At 59.1% G+C, this 14094-nt stretch carries 14 protein-coding genes; 7 read left to right on the forward strand and 7 right to left on the reverse strand.

What is annotated here, in order from left to right; translation table 11 throughout:
• Positions 1-6: 6 nt before the first annotated feature.
• Both ABIE13_RS22765 and ABIE13_RS22770 read right to left on the reverse strand, forming a co-directional pair.
• Entirely contained in the window at positions 7-1020 is a 1014-nt protein-coding gene (locus ABIE13_RS22765; RefSeq protein ID WP_354447722.1) for a tripartite tricarboxylate transporter substrate binding protein, read from the reverse strand.
• Positions 1021-1171: 151 nt separating this feature from the next.
• Positions 1172-1393, reverse strand: coding sequence for an acetyl-CoA carboxylase biotin carboxyl carrier protein subunit (locus tag ABIE13_RS22770; RefSeq protein WP_354447724.1), 222 nt, complete (start codon positions 1391-1393; stop codon positions 1172-1174).
• A 186-nt stretch (positions 1394-1579) separates the two neighbouring features.
• Here ABIE13_RS22770 and ABIE13_RS22775 point away from each other — a divergent pair, with 186 nt between their 5' ends.
• Both ABIE13_RS22775 and ABIE13_RS22780 read left to right on the forward strand, forming a co-directional pair.
• Positions 1580-2068: a MarR family winged helix-turn-helix transcriptional regulator gene (locus tag ABIE13_RS22775; RefSeq protein ID WP_354447726.1), complete on the forward strand. Its 489-nt coding sequence runs from the start codon at positions 1580-1582 to the stop codon at positions 2066-2068.
• Positions 2065-3018 (forward strand): NAD(P)-dependent oxidoreductase, encoded by a 954-nt coding sequence (locus ABIE13_RS22780; protein ID WP_354447728.1) that lies wholly within the window; start codon positions 2065-2067, stop codon positions 3016-3018. The genes ABIE13_RS22775 and ABIE13_RS22780 overlap by 4 nt, the downstream gene beginning before the upstream one ends.
• A 56-nt stretch (positions 3019-3074) precedes the next feature.
• On the opposite strand, the gene ABIE13_RS22785 is transcribed toward ABIE13_RS22780, so the two are convergent.
• Together ABIE13_RS22785 and rodA are read right to left on the reverse strand one after the other, a co-directional pair.
• The gene (locus ABIE13_RS22785) at positions 3075-4655 is read right to left on the reverse strand and encodes a phospholipase D-like domain-containing protein (RefSeq protein WP_354447730.1); all 1581 of its coding nucleotides are present in this window, start codon (positions 4653-4655) and stop codon (positions 3075-3077) included.
• Between the two features lie 74 nt (positions 4656-4729).
• A complete protein-coding gene (gene rodA / locus ABIE13_RS22790) occupies positions 4730-5878 on the reverse strand; it encodes a rod shape-determining protein RodA (protein WP_354447732.1) in 1149 nt (382 codons plus the stop codon).
• A gap of 50 nt (positions 5879-5928) precedes the next feature.
• On the opposite strand from rodA, the gene ABIE13_RS22795 reads away from it, so the two are divergent.
• A complete protein-coding gene (locus tag ABIE13_RS22795; protein WP_354447734.1) occupies positions 5929-6519 on the forward strand; it encodes a YqiA/YcfP family alpha/beta fold hydrolase in 591 nt (196 codons plus the stop codon).
• Between the two features lie 89 nt (positions 6520-6608).
• On the opposite strand, the gene ABIE13_RS22800 is transcribed toward ABIE13_RS22795, so the two are convergent.
• From ABIE13_RS22800 to ABIE13_RS22810, 3 genes are all read right to left on the reverse strand, one after another.
• A complete protein-coding gene (locus ABIE13_RS22800) occupies positions 6609-8405 on the reverse strand; it encodes a patatin-like phospholipase family protein (RefSeq protein WP_354447736.1) in 1797 nt (598 codons plus the stop codon).
• A gap of 80 nt (positions 8406-8485) precedes the next feature.
• A complete protein-coding gene (locus ABIE13_RS22805; protein ID WP_354447738.1) occupies positions 8486-8953 on the reverse strand; it encodes a CesT family type III secretion system chaperone in 468 nt (155 codons plus the stop codon).
• Positions 8950-9381 carry a hypothetical protein gene (locus tag ABIE13_RS22810; protein ID WP_354447740.1) on the reverse strand — a complete coding sequence of 144 codons (432 nt, stop codon included), beginning with the start codon at positions 9379-9381 and terminating at the stop codon, positions 8950-8952. The genes ABIE13_RS22805 and ABIE13_RS22810 overlap by 4 nt, the downstream gene beginning before the upstream one ends.
• A 365-nt stretch (positions 9382-9746) precedes the next feature.
• On the opposite strand from ABIE13_RS22810, the gene ABIE13_RS22815 reads away from it, so the two are divergent.
• The 4 genes from ABIE13_RS22815 to ABIE13_RS22830 are packed head-to-tail and all read left to right on the forward strand — an operon-like array spanning position 9747 to position 14094.
• The gene (locus ABIE13_RS22815; RefSeq protein ID WP_354447742.1) at positions 9747-11819 is read left to right on the forward strand and encodes a ribonuclease catalytic domain-containing protein; all 2073 of its coding nucleotides are present in this window, start codon (positions 9747-9749) and stop codon (positions 11817-11819) included.
• A complete protein-coding gene (locus ABIE13_RS22820) occupies positions 11819-12700 on the forward strand; it encodes an energy transducer TonB (RefSeq protein ID WP_436278464.1) in 882 nt (293 codons plus the stop codon). The genes ABIE13_RS22815 and ABIE13_RS22820 overlap by 1 nt, the downstream gene beginning before the upstream one ends.
• A 42-nt stretch (positions 12701-12742) precedes the next feature.
• Positions 12743-13468 (forward strand): monofunctional biosynthetic peptidoglycan transglycosylase, encoded by a 726-nt coding sequence (mtgA, locus tag ABIE13_RS22825; protein WP_354447746.1) that lies wholly within the window; start codon positions 12743-12745, stop codon positions 13466-13468.
• Positions 13465-14094, forward strand: coding sequence for a lysophospholipid acyltransferase family protein (locus tag ABIE13_RS22830; protein ID WP_354447748.1), 630 nt, complete (start codon positions 13465-13467; stop codon positions 14092-14094). Before mtgA ends, ABIE13_RS22830 begins: the two co-directional genes overlap by 4 nt.

Genomic DNA, 14094 nt, shown 5'->3' on the forward strand with positions numbered 1-14094 from the left:
CTGGATTCATTTGCCTTGGAGCTTCAACTCATCAATCAGGCTTTTGGTGGCCGTGTATTCGGCAGCCAGGTAGCGACTCATCTCTGCGGACCCCATGAACATGGGCCGCCAGTTCTGCGCCGCGAGGAACTTCTTCCATTCAGGTGTTTCGCTCACTGTGCGGAAGGCGTCTTCCCAGTACTTGATCTGCTCCGGGGTCATACCCTTGGGTCCCAGCACGCCTTGTACCGATGAAAACACCGCGGGCACGCCTTGCTCGGTCCATGTGGGAATGGACGACAGCACACCACCGAGGCGCTCTGCCGTTGCCACCGCGATCACCCGAATCTTTCCGGCCTGCATCTGTGTGATCACATTGGGTGTGGAAGCGGCCACCAGATCCAGATGTCCGCCCAGCAGTGCAGTCATCGATTCGGCTGAGGACTTGAACGGAATCATCTGCAACTTGGCGATATCGACTCCGGCCACCTTGAGCGGTTTCGCGATGCCTGCGTGTATGTGGTTGCCGATGGCAGTGGCCACGCCTATGGAGAGCGAGTTGGGCGCAGCCTTGAGTTTGTCGACAAGGTCTTTCGCGTTCTTGATGGGCGAATCAGTTCGCACCGCCACGACAATGGATTCCTCCAACATGACGGCGATAGGCGTGAGTTCTTCATAGCTCGCGGCGACGTTGCCAATGGCTCGGGCATTGAGCATGCCGGTCGTGAAGGTAGACAGCCAATGTCCGTCGCCCGTATGCTGAAGCAAGGCTTGAATGGCCACCGTCCCCGCACCACCGCTCCGGTTGGAGACGATGATGGGCTGGTCGATCATCTTCTTGCGCTCCAGCGACTGCGTGATCTCGCGTGCGGCAAGATCCAGCGCGGCCCCAGGGCCTGAGGGAACCAGATACTCCACCTTGCGCGTAGGTTGCCAGCCCTGGGCTGACGCCAGGGAGGGCCAGCCCACCGCCAATGCCGCCGCTGCGGCAGCACAGGCCCAAATACGCGAAACCGACGCCAACTGAACAACGATATTCATGGAAACCTCCTTGATATCAAGATATTCAAAGCCTCACCACGATGCCCGGTGCGCTTGATCGTGGACGAGGCCCCAAGCCCCCTTGCGTTTGCCGGGCGCCAACTTGGCGGTGTGCCAATGCTTTTTCTGGCCCACCATCAGCCATCACCTCTCAGGTCTGCACAATGGCAACGACCTGTCCGTCCTCCACGGGGTCCCCCTCCCCCACCATGAGCTCGACGACCTCTCCGCCTTTCTCACTATCGACTGGGATCTCCATCTTCATGGACTCCACCACCATCACGGTGCCTTCAGCCTCGACCCTCTGGCCGACTGCAACCAGGATCTTCCAGACTTTTCCAGTGACCTCGGACTTCACCTCAATGCGTGCCATCTACATCTCCTTTGTTCAATAGTTGCCACCGACTGAACTGCAAGGCGCGTCGCCTGCAAGTGCGCCAACGGCGTAGGACGGTTCATTTCAGAATCTAAGTTCAAACCATTATTTAGTCAACATCGTTTACCATCATGTCGCAAACTCTGGAAATGGGGCGAGTGGCGGTGCTACATTCCCCGGCTCATGCTCACTAGAAATCAACTGCAAACCCTGCAAGCCGCACGGCGCCATGGCATTGGCCGCCTGCTCCTGCTGGCAAGACGTGACTTCCTCGATCGGCTGACCGATCACATGGCCAATGACGACTTCGTCAAGAGCCACGCCACCGGCCACAAGGCCGTCATGGGTCAGGCCAGTGGAAGATTGCTTCCCTTCATCGATCTGGACGGCACGCGCAGCGTGGACCTTGCCCGCCGCATGGGTGTATCCAAACAGGCGGTAGGACGCCTGGTCAAGGAATTGGAAGAAGCCGGGCTGCTCCATAGAGAACCCGACGGTGCGGACAAACGCGCCTTTCTGGTCAAATTCACCGAACCCGGCTTGGAATACATCCGATGCATGCACGCCAGCATCCAGCTGATCGAAGACGAGTACACGGAACTCGTGGGCGCTGAACGCATGAAATCCTTGCGCGAAGCCCTGATCCAGATCGCCTACGGTGATGAGAAATGAAAGTTGTCTACTGGCCCAATATCCCCCTCGGACGAGACGAGCTCATTGCCGTGCTCCAGCAAGTTAGGGGCATTGACCTGGAAATCGTCAAAACCCGGGAAGAGGTCGCCCTCGCGTTGCCCACCGCCCATGGGCTGATATCCGCCAATCCCTCGCCAGAGGAAGCGGCCTTGATCGCATCCATCGTCAAGTCGGGTGGCGTGCTGCAATGGATGCACGTGGTCAGCTCCGGCAACGACGGCGTACCGCTGTGCGAATTACCACCCGAGATCCGGACATCGAACACGCCAGGCGCCACCGCCAATGCAGTGGGTGATCACGCCATTGCTCTGCTTTTTGCTTTGCTGCGTGGCTTGCCCATGGCATGGGAGCAACAGCGTGCACAAACCTGGTCCAAGGGAGTTCTATCGCGCCAAGCGACTTCCATCGAGGGCAAGACGGTCACGCTCCTTGGCCACGGCGCCATTGGCCAATACCTGGCTAAAGTTTTGGCGGGTTTCGATGTCAACATCCGCTTTGTGTCACGCAGCCTGTCTGACACGGCAGGCACAGCCCAGTCGTTCCAGTTGCATCAGATCCACGAAGCACTGAAAGGCGCAGACGTTCTTATTTGCGCCATATCCCTGAGTGATTTGACCATGGGCATCGTTTCCGAAACCGCCCTCCGGCAGATGAACGCGGGCGGTATCGTGATCAATGTAGGACGCGGCCCCCTGGTTGAACGCCACGGATTGCTGCGCTGCCTGCAAGACGGCCATCTGCGAGGCGCGGGCCTGGATGTCACGGACCCCGAGCCCTTGCCTGCGGGGGACGAGCTCTGGTCAGCGCCCAATCTGATCATTACGCCGCACTACGCTGGCGCCGGCAGCAAGCAGGCGGGAGCCCGGGTCGCGGCAGTCGCGGAATCTGTCATTGCCTCGGAGCTGCAGCGTCGCGCGAAGCCTCTTTGAGGGCTAAGGGGCGTTTGTAGCTTCCGCGTCGCACCCCTGGCGGGTGTTAACACGCCCTAAAGCATCTCATCAGGCGCCAGAGGCCCGAGCAACCAAAGGATGAGCCTCAACATCCGGCTGGCGTCTGGCTCCGTACGGGCGTCGTCAAAGTCGGCCCCGGGCGGCGCCTGCCAGACCAGATCACCATCGCCTTCGTTCAGTTTCAGCTTCCACGCGCCCTCATCCAGCGTCTGCTCAATCAGCTTGCTGGCTTGGCTGGACAAGGCCCGGCTGCGGATGAGCAAGGCCACTTCGCTGTTCTGGAGTTGCGAGCGCAGATCAAGGTTCATGGAACCAATGCTGATGAGGCGGCCATCGATCACGATCATCTTGGCATGAAGACTGGCCTTGGATCCGCCCCCGGAAGAGCCGAAAACCGTGCGCGCCATTTCCCGCTGCAGGGCACGCATCTCATGCAATTCAACCCCCATCTTGATCAGATCTTGCCTGTAGCGCGCATAGCCCACATGAGCCAGGGGCGCATCATTTGACGCCAGGGAATTGGTCAGTATGCGAATGCGGACGCCCCGCGCGCGCATGGCAGCCAGGAACTCCATCATCTTCGGTCCGGGCACAAAATAGGGCGAGACGATCAGCACGTCCTGCCGAGCCTGCTGCATCCATGAAAGCAGGCCGTCGATCACCGTGTCTTGCTCTTTTTCTGTGACCTGTTCGTTTTCTTCCGGCACCAGCTTGGCAGGTTTATCCACCAGAAGTGCCGCGGACGCCCAAATCAAGGGCTCGTTTTTCAGATCCATGGCGGCAGGCAGATCGGCGACCACCTTGCGATCCACAGGCGGGGCCTCAGCTTGCCTTGCAGCGTCGCGCAGGACCTTCAGCTCATCCGCGGTGATGAGCGAAGGCACGGGATAGGCTAATTTATCGTTCCAGTACCTATCAAAACTAGCCGACATGTCCTGGACGATGGGCCCTGCGGCCAGCACGTCCATGTCAATGAAGTTGCTCTCCTGCGCATGCCCGAAATAGGCGTCGCCCAGGTTACGCCCGCCAGTGATGCCCCAGGCGTTATCTGCGATATACACCTTGTTATGCATGCGGTGCTGTATGCGCATGAAATCATTGAGCGACCCCAGTGCGCGCAGGGTCCCTGAACCGCGCCGGCCTGGCAGGGGGTTGAACATGCGCATTTCCACCCCGGGTACAAAGGCCATGCGCATGATCTGCGCATTCTCCCCGGTAGAGTGAAAATCGTCGAGCAGAATGCGGACCCTGACGCCCCGTGCGGCCGCCTGGCGCACGGCGCGCAGCAACTCTCTGGTGCTCGGATCAGAATGGATGGCGTAATACTGAATGTCCAGAGTCTTTTCCGCTTGCTCGGTCAAAGCCAGGCGACTGGAGTAGGCCGAATCGGCGGAATCTATCAGCGCGAAGCCCGAATAGCCAGGCCGGACACCCTGGCGCCTGGACTTCACCAAGTCACCCAAAGAGGTGGCAACTTCCGGCTTGATGGCCGTGGAAACAGGCCTGTCCACATAGTCAGGCAAGCTCGCGCACCCCGTGAAAGCCAACAGGGCTATCGCCATCACGCCCAACATCAAAGCGTGGCGAACGGTCAACCTGGCAACTTTGGAAAACACTTCAGACATCCTCTGCACATGATAGTGCGTGCAACGAACCCGTGTGCGTAATCCAGGGCGCGTTCTCACCACGCTCAAGGGGTTCTGCGCGCTTTGGCCACCGACATCAGGATTCCAAGCCCCAAACCGAGGGTCACCATGGCGGTTCCGCCATAGCTGATGAAGGGGAGAGGCACACCCACCACCGGCAAAATACCACTCACCATGCCCATGTTGACGAAGGCGTAGGTAAAAAAGATGCTGGTTACGCCAGCTGCCAGGAGCCTTGAGAACAGGGTGGGGGCTTCGGCGGCAATGACCATCCCGCGCGCCACCAGAAAAATGAACCCGGCGATCAGGCCCAGGTTGCCAAGAAGGCCAAACTCTTCAGAGAACGCGGCGAATATGAAATCCGTCGTGCGCTCGGGTATGAATTCCAGGTGAGTCTGGGTGCCTTGCATGAAGCCCTTGCCATGCAAGCCGCCTGAGCCAATGGCGATCATGCCCTGCAAAATATGAAAGCCTTTTCCTAGAGGGTCCCGGGCGGGATCCAGGAGTGTGCAGATCCGTTGCTGCTGATATTCGTGAAGCACGGGCCACCGTACGCCCTCCGCACATATCTGCGGCTCATAGGCCACGATCAGCACAATGCCGACGAGACCCAGCACCACGGGCGGGAGAACCAGCTTCCACGGAAGACCTGCAAAGAAGATGACCGCCAGGCCTGCTGACATGACCAAAAGCGATGTGCCGAGATCAGGTTGCTTCATGATCAGGCCCACCGGCACGGCCAACAGGACGAAAGCAATCACAAAATCCAGCGGTCTCTTATGTCCTTCCCGCTGCTGAAACCACCACGCCAGCATGAGCGGAGTCGCTATTTTCAGCAGTTCACTCGGCTGTATGACCACCCCGACGTTGATCCACCGCTGCGCGCCTTTTTTGGTAATGCCGAACAGGGCCACGGCGATCAGCAGCGCGACACCAAAGGCGTACAACGGGGGAGCCAGAGCCATCAAGCGCTGCGGAGGCACCTGAGAGACCACAAACAGGATCCCACCGGCCAGCATCATGTTGCGGGCATGATCAAAAAATCGGGTGCCATGATCGAAGCCAGACGAATACATGGCCATCAGGCCAGCGCCCGCGAGCAGCACGACGGCCAGAAGCAGCAGCCAATCGAAGCCGCGCAACATGGGTAGCATGCGTTGCCACAGGGGGGGTCGTTCCAACACTACAGGCATGACGAATTATCCGCTCTATCGCGCCTGTTCAATGAAGGAGAATTCACCGCATGAGCACCAGCCATCTTCTCTATCTGCACGGCTTCCGTTCCTCCCCCCAGTCTGCCAAGGCCCGCCAAATGGCCGAGCGGATGGCAGCGGACCACCCGGGCGTGACCTGGTGGTGCCCGCAACTGCCCCCCTCGCCCGCCGAAGCGGCCGCGCTGATCGATCAAGGTACGAAGACCTGGCCTTCAGAGAACATGGCCATTGTGGGCTCCTCCCTGGGGGGGTTTTACGCCACCTGGTTGGCCCAACAGCGGGCATGCCGTGCCGTCGTGCTCAACCCTGCCGTAGATCCGGCCCGCGATTTGACCGCCTACATTGGTGAATTACGCGCCTGGCACAACCCTGCCGAGCAATTTTTCTTCCGGCGGGAATATATCGACGAGTTGCGGCAGCTGGAAAGTGGCGTGATCAGGCATCCTGAGCGCATTTACGCGCTGATTGCAAAAGGCGATGAGCTGCTCGACTGGCGAGAAATGTTTTCCCGCTATGCCGCCTGCCGTATCCAGTTGCTGGAAGGGGGCGATCATGCTTTGTCGGATTTTCACCTGCACCTGGGACAGGTGCTGGAGTTTCTGCGACTGCAGTCGGCTTAGGGCCTACATGGACTGAGCACAGGATTGGCCCTAGGGGTTTTTCGACCAGTCCGGCAGGCAAGCCTGCACCGGACCGGCCGCTGAAGTGATCACACGTAGTTGACTACATGCAAGCTCGCCCAGGATTTTCCTCTCTCCAGGGCAAGGTGGTAGAGCTCAAGCTCGGCACGATAGGCCGGATCATCGGTGTAGCGGGGGTAGTCGAAGGGGGTCGGGGCACCTCCTTTGACCAGCGCCTCTCTTTCTGCGTTCGTGAGCAGGCGAAAGCACTCCGCGACACTGTCGCAATCCACGGCATACGCTTGTCCCTGGCGCTGATCGATTTGCTCCAAGGTCTTGAGCGTAGACATGAGTTTGGCCTTTTCCACCCTCTCGGGCGACGCACGAAGATCCAGGGTTCCAATATCTCCATGGAAAATCACATAGGCGCTGGGCCCCATGTCGTTTTCCTTGGCCTTGTCAGCGGTAGCTGACTGCCCGTAGCCAGGATTACCGCTGAGCAGGGAGAGAATCCAATCCATGAAGCCATTGCGCGCCTCTGGTGGACGGTGCATCACGTCGTATGCCTCTCCGTTATCGTCGAACGTCATGATGGCGGTGCGCGAGCGCGCTTGCTCCAGGTCGCGACCGCTCAGATGGCCCATGATGACCTCTGTGGGCATATTGCTTCCCACCCCGCCATCTACGAATGTTCGCTTCCCAAGGCCGTCGCCAGGATCGAGGGTGACCGACTTGAATACGATGGGAAAGCTCATGGAAATGCGCCCCGCGACCGCTATAGGCATGCTGGGAGTGGTCTGAGCATTGAAATAGGTCATGCCATCGTTCGTGTCATCCCAGCCTGTCAGCACCAGTTCCTTGAATTTCGCTGGATCCAGTTCGCGCATGAGAGCCAGATCATTGAAGGTGATCATCTGGTCGGCCCGATTGGCCTGAAAGTCTTGCTTTCGCAAGCATTCCAGGCGAGCCACGGCTTTGTCCCCGACCCTGCTACGCAGAAGCGCCAGCTTGTTCTGAAATTGGGCGGTATTCCAGTTTTGATTCAGAAAGGTGGACACGCTTGTCGCTGAGACTTCGTCCAGCAATTCCAGGGTCCGGCCACCGTGAAAGCCCACGCGCCAGTTCACATCAATGCCCGGGTAACGCGCATCAAACCTGGCGGGCTCATTCCTCAGCTTGGTCATGTCCAGCCCATCTGCCAGGGCTGAAAACGCAGTGATATCCTGCCCGCTGGCGATGCTCACCGCCGTCAGCGCCCCGACGGAAGTACCCACGATCTTTTTGAGGCCAGACAGCAGGCCGGCATTTTCCATCTCGACCAGGGCTGGCGCATTGCCCACGCCCTTTGCGCCGCCGCCACGCAGCACCAGGTTTTCAATGCGAGGCGCTGGACGTATCAATTGCAGGGATTGATCGGCGCGCACCACGATCTGTGGCCGCTCGTCATAAAGAGGTTGATCGACCAGTCGCGCCCGCAGCGAATGCGATTGCAACTCCATCAACGCATCTTGAGCTTGCTCGTTGGCGCGGGCGATTGCTTTGAACAGGGCCGCTTGTGCAATCTTGCCATCGCCTCGCGCCACTGCGGCGTCCATGGTCTGGTTGAACGAGCCTTCAAGAATCTCCTGCATCAGGTCTTGCTCCCGCTCTCTCAAGTTGTCACGCTGCGACGAGGGCACGGTTTGACTCAAGGCGTCGGCCCGGTCCTGGATATACCCCTTGAAAACCTCTCGTACGTTGATGAGCTGTGCTACCCCCACCAGCGGGGTGCTGAACAGGCCTTTCAGCCTGGCCCAAAGCCCCTGTGAAGCCCCTGCATCCGTGGCGACTTGCCACTGGAGGCTATTGACACCCATCCGTGTAGCGATGCTGGAAAGTTCAGTCATAGTACGTCCTGTTCAGGTGGTTTCAAGAAGGTGATGGGCGCCAATGGCTTGGCGTCGACGTCGGAGGCCCCGCGGATAAGTCAGTGCAAAAGTGCCCCGCGTGGATGGGCGGCACGCGTTTGGGAATCTGGCTCTTCCTCATACGTGTTGAGAAGGGTGCGAATCCGCCGGCCTTGCTCGACCAACTGGGTCAGCCAGTTCAAAAAGGAGGTGCCTTGCAGCCCTTCCAACACCTGGCTGCCATGCAGCAGGATGAGGCCCCGGGAGTCCATGCCAATGCGCACGGCCTGCTCTGTCAGGGCAGCGTGGTTCAACATGAGCAGAGACTTGACGATATTGCGACGGACCTGCGCCTTATGCGGTGCTGCGTCGTAACACCAGACGTCGATGGCGACTTCCAGGTCGTTCGGGTGGAGCGAAACGGTCACAGGAAGCCCCCCTTCGAACACCAGGTCGAAAGAGCGTGGCGTAGAGAGCACCAGTGGACACCCCAGGCTGTCCACCAAACGCTGAAATCCGGGGTGGTCGGCCAAAATCGCGGGTTTCATGCATAGCCCCCAGCCATCAACCTTCCCTTGGATCCCACAGAGGATGAAGAAATGGACGCTGCAGATGTGAGTGCGAGCAAACGGCTTAGAACGCGCTCCAGGCTGGCTTGCACCCGGACGGCGTCTTGCGGCTGGCCAAGCGTGAGAGATATGCAGTTCCAGCCGTTCTCGTCTACTCCCCCCAGCAGCCTGTCGCTCCAGCGCGTTTCGACACCCAGCCCCAGGAGCATCACTTCCAGGGCATCGACTTCTTCCGCCGTACAAGGCAGGGGCCTTTGAGCCATGACTGCGATCACACCGGACTTTCCGGACGAGCGAAGCAGGCGAAGTTCGCGCTGCTCATCAAGTGGAATATGGAGCCATTGATTGGCCTCCAACGGGGAGATGCTCTCTGAGAGAGCTGCGGCGATGTCGGAAAGGGAGTTCATCTCACACTCGAAAAAAAGTCTCTCGGCACATTCAAGGAAGCACCACAGATTTGCTTTGCGAGCGGGCTTTCCGGGGTAAATGCTTGACTCATGGAAAGCATCATTTCAGCCTATTTGAATTTCGCAAAGAAGGTTTTTTACGTATCGAAATACTTCTTAAGTACCTATATACTGCTCAGCCTTAACAATTAAAGAATACTTATCATCTCAATCATTGAGAGAGTCTTGCTGGTGCGGATGATGGTTTCAGGGTGCTCCAGGGACGGTCGTCTGGTGGCCGTGGTGTGGTCGAGAGGTGCTCTTTACTTGATGCACCTGCGTCCATAGGAACATTCCCGAGCCCAAGGTGCGAGACAATGCAGCCCATGTTTGTATTGTTTGATGAAGCCGGGAAATTCCTGGCCGGAAAAGTACTGTCCGAGACGGAAGCATCGGCGCAGGTGGAGTTGGATTCGGGCAAACGCCTGAAGGTCAAATCCGCCAATCAGTTGCTGCGTTTCGAGAAGCCCGCACCCGCCGCCTTGATGGCGGAAGCCTCCCTGTTGGCAGCCGAGGTCGAATTGCCATTGGCATGGGAGTTCGCTCCGGAAGAGGAATTTGGGTTCGCCCAATTGGCAAGCGAATACTTTGGCGATGCGCCTAGCCTGGTCCAACAGGCTGGCATGCTGATGGCATTGCAGGAAGCGCCTCATTATTTCCGCCGCGCCGGCAAAGGTCGGTTTCGCAGAGCAGCGGCCGAAATCCTGGCACAAGCGCTGGCAGCCATTGAGAAGAAAAAGCAGATCGCTGCGCAGATAGAAACTTGGGCAACGGAACTGGGTGAAGGGCGCTGCCCGGAACCCATTCGCGAGCAGCTCTACAAGATTCTGTTCAAGCCCGACAAGAATGCGCCCGAATACAAAGCGGTGGTCGAGGCCAGCCGTGCTACACGGGCGGCACCTCTGGCTTTGCTGCAAAAGGCTGGCGCGATCGAGTCAGCCTACCAGTTCCACTGGCAGCGCTTTCTTTTCGATAACTTCCCCAAGGGCACGGGTTTCCCCCCCCTGGAAGCGCCCGTTATTGCAGAAGAGTTGCCCCTGGCGTCAGTTCAGGCCTATTCCATCGACGATTCGCAGACCACAGAGATCGACGACGCCTTGTCCCTGCAAGGATTGGGGACCGGCACCGTGGTATTGGGTATCCATATCGCCGCGCCCGCACTCGCTCTTCAGCCCGGTGACGCCTTGGACCAGATTGGCCGAAACCGCCTGTCCACCGTTTACATGCCCGGCTACAAGATCACCATGTTGCCGGACGAAGTGGTGCAAACCTACACGCTGAGCGAAGGGCGCGCCGTTCCTGCCGTCTCGCTCTACGTCACTCTGGACGAAGCCACGTTCGAAATCAAAGGCAGCGAGACCCGCCTGGAGCGCGTACCTATCGCGGCCAACTTGCGTCACGACCAGCTGGATCATCTGATCACGCAAGAATGGCTCACGCAAACTGATGCGCCGAACGACCCCGAGAGCCTGGCGCTGCCTATCCAACGCGAAGCGTTGGCCTTTCTGTTTGAACTGGCCAAGCACCTCAAAGCCAGGCGCGAGCAAGTGCGTGGCAAGCCAGAGACCTTCAACCGGCCTGATTACAACTTCAGGCTCGTGGGCAACGATGGAAATATCCCGACCGGCCAGGAAACGGTGCAGATCACCACGCGCCAACGCGGCGCTCCGCTGGATCTGATGGTCGCAGAGCTCATGATCCTGGCCAACAGCACCTGGGGCCAGTGGTTGGCCAGCCTTGGCGTGCCGGCCATCTACCGCAGCCAGGCCAGTCTGGCGCCTGGGGTCAAGGTTCGCATGGGCGCCAAGGCTCTGCCGCATGCGGGCATAGGCGTGCCCAGCTACGCCTGGAGCACATCGCCTCTGCGCCGCTATGTGGACCTTGCCAACCAATGGCAGATCATCGCAGCCGCACGCCACGGGCAGACCGCCGCGCTGGCTGCCCCATTCAAGCCCAAGGATGCGCAGCTGTTTGCCATCATCAGCGCGTTTGATGCCGCTTACAGCGCCTACAACGCCCATCAGTCAAGCATGGAGCGTTTCTGGACCTTGCATTACCTGCGCCAGCAAGGCATTACCGAGCTCACCGCCAGCCTGCTGCGCGAGCAAACAGGCGGCGCCTGGCTGGCAAGAGCCGATGAACTTCCGCTGGTGTTCACCGTGATGGGCGCGCAAGGTCTGCCGCGCGGCACCCAGGTGCGGGTGAAACTGGGTGCCATCGACGACATTGCTCTCGACGTGGGCGGTACGGTCGTTGAGGTGCTGAGCAAGGTCGGCAATGAGACCAGCAGCGCCGACAGCGAGCCTGAAGACGACGACGAAGATGCCGCAGCCGGCCCGATTGCAATCGCGGTCGATGTGAGCGAAGCCGAAACAGCCAACGACCATCCAAGCCCGTGATTGGACGCTTCTTCAAGTCGCTCTCGGTCCTCCAGTGGGCTTTGGGACTTTCGTTCGTGGTGCATGCCGCACTACTGACCGTGCGATTTGTCGACCCCGAAGGATTCAAACGGGCGTTCGAGGAGTCTCCACTTGAAGTGATACTGGTCAACTCCAAATCTGAAGCCAAACCCGAGAAGGCTCAGGCGCTGGCGCAAGCCAGCCTGGCGGGCGGAGGAGAGGCAGCCGACAAGCGGATTGCCAGCACACCTTTACCCCCCAGTGTCGTAGAGGTTCAGGGCAACAGCGCCGTCGATCAGAACCAGCGCCAGATCGACTCCATGCTTCAGCAGCAGGAACAGTTGATGGCGCAGATACGCGACCAAATGGCAGCGCTGCCGCCTCCGGATCCAGATCGGAACAAGTCCACCCCCGATGCCGAGGCCCAGGAGGAAAAAAGGCGCCAGCTCGCCAAGCTTCTGGCGGCCATTGAACGGCGCGTGGAGGAAGAAAATTCCCGGCCCAAGAAGCGTTACCTGAGCCCAGCCACACTGGGCACCACCTACGCCCTGTACTACGACGAACTGCGGCGCAAGATCGAAGCCCGCGGCACTCGTAATTTTCCGGAAGTCGCGGGCAGAAAACTCTACGGCCAGTTGATGATGGCCCTGCTGATCAACCACGACGGTCGAATCCTCGATGCGCGGGTGGTGCAAGGCTCCGGCAACCGCGCCCTGGACCGGCTGGCAGAAGCCATTGCACAGGCCTCTGCACCCTTTGGAGCTTTCAGCCCCGCCATGCGCAAGGAAACCGATCAGATCGACATCACTGCACGCTTTAACTTCACCCATGAAATGACGCTGGAGACGGCGTTGCAGGATGAAGCGCCTGCATCAAAATAGCGATAGCGTTCTTGTCTCCAACGAGCCATTTTGTTTCTGAACATGCGCAAAGCTTTCCATTGGTTGATGCTGGTAGCCCTGTCCTTGCTGGTGCTGCAGTTGTTTTTCATTGGCCGTATCGTGCTGATGACCGTGATCGACCCCCAATCGACCAGTTTCCAGCGGTCGGAAGCCTGGCGTCTGGCTACCAGTGGCACCCTGCGCTGGAACCAGCAGTGGCGTGACTATGACGAGATTTCCAGCAACCTCAAGCGCGCCGTGATCGCGTCGGAAGATGATGATTTCATCAACCACGACGGCGTCGAATGGGAAGCCATAGAAAAAGCCTGGGCACGCAACGCCAAAGCGGAGGAAGCCGCAGCCAAGCGTGCCGAGAAGAACCTTCCACCGCGGCAAGTCAAGCTCCGCGGCGGATCCACCATTACCCAGCAGCTGGCGAAGAATCTTTTTCTGTCAGGCGAACGTACGCTGGCCCGAAAAGGGCAGGAATTGGTCCTGACCTACGCCCTGGAAAAGATCCTCAGCAAGGAGCGGATTCTGGAGATTTATCTCAACAACGTGGAATGGGGTGAGGGCGTCTTTGGTGCCGAGGCCGCTGCACGCCACTATTTCAGGAAAAGCGCGGCGCAACTGAGTGCTTACGAGGCTGGCCGGCTCGCGGTCATGCTGCCACGCCCACGCTATTTCGAGAAGGTTCCCCGTTCTGCCTATTTGAATCATCGTGCTCAGGTCATTGTGACCCGCATGCGCAGCGCGGAATTACCATGATCACAGGCAATCAATGGGCCGCCAAGGCCATGGGGTATCTGCTGCTGGGCATTGTGCGGCTTCTGACAGGCGCACAGGCTCGCTGGTATGGCGCTCCGCCAAAGGCCGAGCAACGCATTTATTTTGCCAATCACCAAAGCCATGCTGACCTGGTGATGATCTGGGCGGCGCTGCCCGAAGAATTACGAGGCATTACCCGGCCTATTGCCGCCAAGGACTACTGGACCAAAAGCAATTTCCGGCGCTGGATCACGACGGCAGTCTTCAATGCGGTCTACGTGGAACGCGAACGCAAGGGGGACGAAGATCCTCTGCAGCCATTGATAGATGCACTGACCAGCGGCGATTCACTCATCATCTTCCCGGAAGGCACGCGTGGCAACGCACCAGAACCCCAATCCTTCAAAGCGGGCCTGTACAACCTCGCCCAGAAGTTTCCTGAAGTGGTGCTCGTGCCGGCCTGGATCAATAACGTGCAGCGCGTCATGCCCAAAGGCGAAGTGGTCCCGGTGCCCGTACTGTGCTCCGTAACTTTCGGCGCGCCCATTCGCCTGGAGCCCGATGAAGAGCGCCGCGCATTCCTTGACCGGGCAAGACAGGCGGTCGTCGCCCTGAGAGACATATAA

It is taken from the genome of Ottowia thiooxydans, from assembly GCF_040548795.1.
GTDB classification, from domain to species: Bacteria; Pseudomonadota; Gammaproteobacteria; order Burkholderiales; family Burkholderiaceae_C; genus Ottowia; species Ottowia thiooxydans_A.

Coding starts and splice junctions, on each gene's coding strand:
- ABIE13_RS22795 (WP_354447734.1), top strand. CDS start 5,929: ATGAGCACCAGCCATCTTCTCTATCTGCACGGCTTCCGTTCCTCCCCC.
- ABIE13_RS22770 (WP_354447724.1), bottom strand. CDS start 1,393: ATGGCACGCATTGAGGTGAAGTCCGAGGTCACTGGAAAAGTCTGGAAG.
- ABIE13_RS22765 (WP_354447722.1), bottom strand. CDS start 1,020: ATGAATATCGTTGTTCAGTTGGCGTCGGTTTCGCGTATTTGGGCCTGT.
- ABIE13_RS22775 (WP_354447726.1), top strand. CDS start 1,580: ATGCTCACTAGAAATCAACTGCAAACCCTGCAAGCCGCACGGCGCCAT.
- ABIE13_RS22810 (WP_354447740.1), bottom strand. CDS start 9,381: ATGAACTCCCTTTCCGACATCGCCGCAGCTCTCTCAGAGAGCATCTCC.
- rodA (WP_354447732.1), bottom strand. CDS start 5,878: ATGCCTGTAGTGTTGGAACGACCCCCCCTGTGGCAACGCATGCTACCC.
- ABIE13_RS22815 (WP_354447742.1), top strand. CDS start 9,747: ATGTTTGTATTGTTTGATGAAGCCGGGAAATTCCTGGCCGGAAAAGTA.
- ABIE13_RS22800 (WP_354447736.1), bottom strand. CDS start 8,405: ATGACTGAACTTTCCAGCATCGCTACACGGATGGGTGTCAATAGCCTC.
- ABIE13_RS22780 (WP_354447728.1), top strand. CDS start 2,065: ATGAAAGTTGTCTACTGGCCCAATATCCCCCTCGGACGAGACGAGCTC.
- mtgA (WP_354447746.1), top strand. CDS start 12,743: ATGCGCAAAGCTTTCCATTGGTTGATGCTGGTAGCCCTGTCCTTGCTG.
- ABIE13_RS22830 (WP_354447748.1), top strand. CDS start 13,465: ATGATCACAGGCAATCAATGGGCCGCCAAGGCCATGGGGTATCTGCTG.
- ABIE13_RS22805 (WP_354447738.1), bottom strand. CDS start 8,953: ATGAAACCCGCGATTTTGGCCGACCACCCCGGATTTCAGCGTTTGGTG.